Annotated in this window: 4 protein-coding genes and 1 pseudogene (1 of these 5 running past the window's edge); 2 read left to right on the forward strand and 3 right to left on the reverse strand. The window is 70.6% G+C overall.

The features are described from left to right. Nucleotides 1-258, forward strand: a pseudogene (locus AC1DOC_RS25860) (2Fe-2S iron-sulfur cluster-binding protein) (it extends 32 nt beyond the left edge of the window). A gap of 18 nt (nucleotides 259-276) precedes the next feature. Here AC1DOC_RS25860 and AC1DOC_RS25865 read toward each other — a convergent pair. Continuing rightward, nucleotides 277-1,470 carry an MFS transporter gene (locus AC1DOC_RS25865; RefSeq protein ID WP_478080804.1) on the reverse strand — a complete coding sequence of 398 codons (1,194 nt, stop codon included), beginning with the start codon at nucleotides 1,468-1,470 and terminating at the stop codon, nucleotides 277-279. A gap of 188 nt (nucleotides 1,471-1,658) precedes the next feature. On the opposite strand from AC1DOC_RS25865, the gene AC1DOC_RS25870 reads away from it, so the two are divergent. Next, nucleotides 1,659-2,336, forward strand: coding sequence for an RluA family pseudouridine synthase (locus AC1DOC_RS25870; RefSeq protein ID WP_478080803.1), 678 nt, complete (start codon nucleotides 1,659-1,661; stop codon nucleotides 2,334-2,336). Here the strand turns inward: AC1DOC_RS25870 and AC1DOC_RS25875 are convergent. Together AC1DOC_RS25875 and AC1DOC_RS25880 are read right to left on the reverse strand one after the other, a co-directional pair. Next, nucleotides 2,320-2,763 carry a universal stress protein gene (locus AC1DOC_RS25875; protein ID WP_015866434.1) on the reverse strand — a complete coding sequence of 148 codons (444 nt, stop codon included), beginning with the start codon at nucleotides 2,761-2,763 and terminating at the stop codon, nucleotides 2,320-2,322. The genes AC1DOC_RS25870 and AC1DOC_RS25875 overlap by 17 nt on opposite strands. A 107-nt stretch (nucleotides 2,764-2,870) precedes the next feature. Beyond that, the coding region (locus AC1DOC_RS25880; RefSeq protein ID WP_478130770.1) for a 2OG-Fe dioxygenase family protein at nucleotides 2,871-3,240 on the reverse strand (370 nt) is incomplete at its 5' end.

The following is a 3,240-nucleotide window of genomic DNA, read 5'->3' on the forward strand; positions in this document are numbered from 1 at the left end:
GGCCTCGGCTTCGACGCCGAGGCCGGCACCACGCTCTTGAAATCGGCCGAGGCGGCCGGCATCGAAATGCCGAGCTCCTGCCGCAACGGCACCTGCCGCACCTGCATCTGCCAGCTGGTGGCGGGCTCGATCCGCCACGTCATCGAATGGCCCGGCCTGAGCGCCGAGGAAAAGGCCGAGGGCTGGATCCTGCCCTGCGTGGCCGAGGCACAGAGCGACCTCACGATCGATGCGCCCCAGGCGTTTTCGGTGTTCTGACGGCCGCAGCGCGGCGCCCTACTTGGCCGCCGCGGGCATCGCGACCACCAGCCGGTCGCGCTGCGCCAGCGACGGGAACAGCTTGAACCAGCCCAGCGCCACCATCATGGTTCCCACGCCGCCCACCACCACCGAGCCCACCGGCCCGAGCAGCGCCGCCGTGGCGCCCGATTCGAACTCGCCCAGCTGGTTGCTGGCGCCGATGAAGATCGAGTTGACCGCGCTCACCCGGCCGCGCATGGCGTCAGGCGTTTCGAGCTGGACCAGGGTCTGGCGGATCACCACGTTGACCATGTCGGCCCCGCCGGACACGGCCAGCGCAATCAGCGAGACGATGAAGCTGCGCGAAATGCCGAACACCACCATGCACAGCCCGAAGAGCCCGACGGCCATCAGCAGCGTGCGGCCGATGTTGCGCTCGATGGGCCGGCGCGTGAGGGCGATCGACATCGCCAGCGCGCCCACCGCGGGCGCACCGCGCAGCAGGCCGAGCCCCCAGGGCCCCGTGTGCAGGATGTCCTTGGCGTAGATCGGCAGCAGCGCCACCGCGCCGCCCAGCAGCACCGCGAAGAGGTCGAGCGAGACGGCGCCGAGCACCGGCTTGCGCTTCCAGATGAAATCGACGCCCGCGAACACCGTGGCCAGCGTGACCGGCTCGCGCGCGGCCGGCGTGTAGGCATAGCGCAGCCGCAGCACCAGCGCGCAGGCCACCGCGAAGCACAGCACGCTGGCGCCGTACACCACCGCCATGCCGGCCACGAACAGCAGGCCGCCGAGCGCCGGCCCGCCGATGATCGCGCCCTGCATGCCGGCCGAGCTGAAAGCCATGGCGCGCGGCAGCATCGCGGGCGGCACCAGCAGCGGCGTGAGCGCCTGCTGCGCCGGCATCTGGAAGGCCCGCACCGCGCCCAGCACCAGCGACAGGCCCAGCAGCAGGCCGCGCGTGTCGAAGCGCTGCACCACCGCGAGCAGCAGCACCAGCGCCACCAGCCCCTGCACCGCAAAGCAGGCCGCCACGATGCGGCCGCGGTGGTGGCGGTCGACCACATGGCCGGCCAGCAGCGCGAGCAGCAAGGCGGGCACGAACTGGTACAGGCCCACGAGTCCGAGATCCCAGGCGCTGCTGGTGAGCTCGTACATGTGCCAGCCGATGGCCACCAGCAGCATCTGCGAGGCCGCGGTGCCGAAGAGCCGCGCCACCCACATCTGCATGAACGCTCGCTCGCGCCGGAGTTCGGTAAAGCCCGGGGAAACGGGAGCGGAGGCGGGAGGAGAGGCGGGAGAAGAGGCAGGGCCGGACATCTGTTCGAGGATAGCCGAGGCTTCATGAGCTTCGCATGAGCGCGGCGCGAAGGTGCAGCAGCGAGCGCGGGCTCTGCTCTCTACACTCCGGGCTACCCATGCCGGACATCGACCTCATCCACGAAGACGCCCACCTGCTGGTGCTGAACAAGCCCGCCGGCCTGCTCTGCGTGCCCGGGCGCGGCGAAGACAAGCAGGACTGCCTGAGCGCGCGCGCCATGCGGCGCTGGCCCGATGCGCTCATCGTGCACCGGCTCGACATGGCGACCAGCGGGCTGGTGCTGATGGCGCGCGGCGCCGCCATGCAGCGTGCGCTCGGCGACGCCTTTGCCGAGCGCCGCGTGCACAAGCGCTACGAGGCCATCGTGGACGGTGCGATGCCGGTGCAGGACGAATGGTCGGTCATCGATGCGCCGCTCATGGCCGACTGGCCCAACCGCCCGCTGCAGAAGGTGGACCCGGCCGGCAAGCCGAGCCTCACGCGCTGGCGTGCGCTGTCTTCTTCGTCTTCAGCGCCGGATGGGAATACACAGGCCTCGCACCTGCTGCTGGAGCCGCTCACGGGGCGCTCGCATCAGTTGCGCGTGCACCTGCTGTCGATCGGCCATCCGATTCTGGGAGACGCGCTCTACGGCAGCGCCGATGTCCAGGCACGTGCGCCGCGCCTGCTGCTGCATGCCAGCGAACTGGGCTTCGTGCACCCGGTCACGCAGCAGAGCCTTTGCCTGCAGAGCCCGTCCGGCTTCGATTTCTCTCGCCTTACAGCCCGCCCTTGACCACGAGCACCGGCATGGGCGCGTCCTGCAGCACGCGCTGCGTGACGCTGCCCAGCAGCAGCTTCTCGATGCCGCTGCGCCCGTGCGAGCCCATCACGATCAGGTCGGCCGCAATGGCGATGGCGGTGTCGACGATGCCTTCGTGCACCACGTGGCCGTCGATCACGCGCTGGTCGCTGTGCAGGCCCTCGGCGGCGAGCGCCGCCACGCCGCGTGCGAGCGCCGCATTCGCGCTCGCGGTGGCCGCGGCCAGGTACTCGTTCTGGCCCAGCGCATAGTCCGCACCCACGCCGATGAAGGGGTAGTTGTCGATCACGTGAATCAACGTGATGCGGCTTCCGAACGCCAGCGCCAGGCCGCTGGCCTTGCTGACCGCGAGCATGGAAGTTTCGGAGCCGTCGATCGGAACCAGGATGTGATTGAACATGGCGGACCTCACTTTTTCGTTCGCGAACAGGCGCGGCTCGCAACCGAGCCGGGCCCCGAATTTAACCTCTGCGCCGGGCAGTGGCTGTAGGACTCAAGCCAGCGGGATCAATCCCCCTGGAAAGCCCCGGCGCGGCAGGTGACGACGAGTGTGTCGCGCCAGCCGGCGCCGCCCTCCTCGAGCGGCTGGATCGGCGTGGACTCGTGGATCACGCGCGCGTCGTCGAGCAGGAGCAGCGTCCAGGGCTCGGTCATCGTGAAGCGCTCGCCGCGGCGGCCGCTGGCTTCGAACACGCGCGTCTCGCCGCCCTTGATGCCGCTGCGCCCGACCAGCGCCACCGCCACCAGGTCGACGCCGTCGCGGTGCGCGCCTTCGGGCGTGGGCCGGCCGATGCCGCCCGCGGTGTCGATGCGGAACTGGTGCGCCTCGACGAACCACGGCTGCGCCGCCGCCGCGCCGTGCATGCCGCTCGCGGCC

The sequence above is a fragment of the Variovorax sp. 01T439_2 genome, from assembly GCF_056398445.1.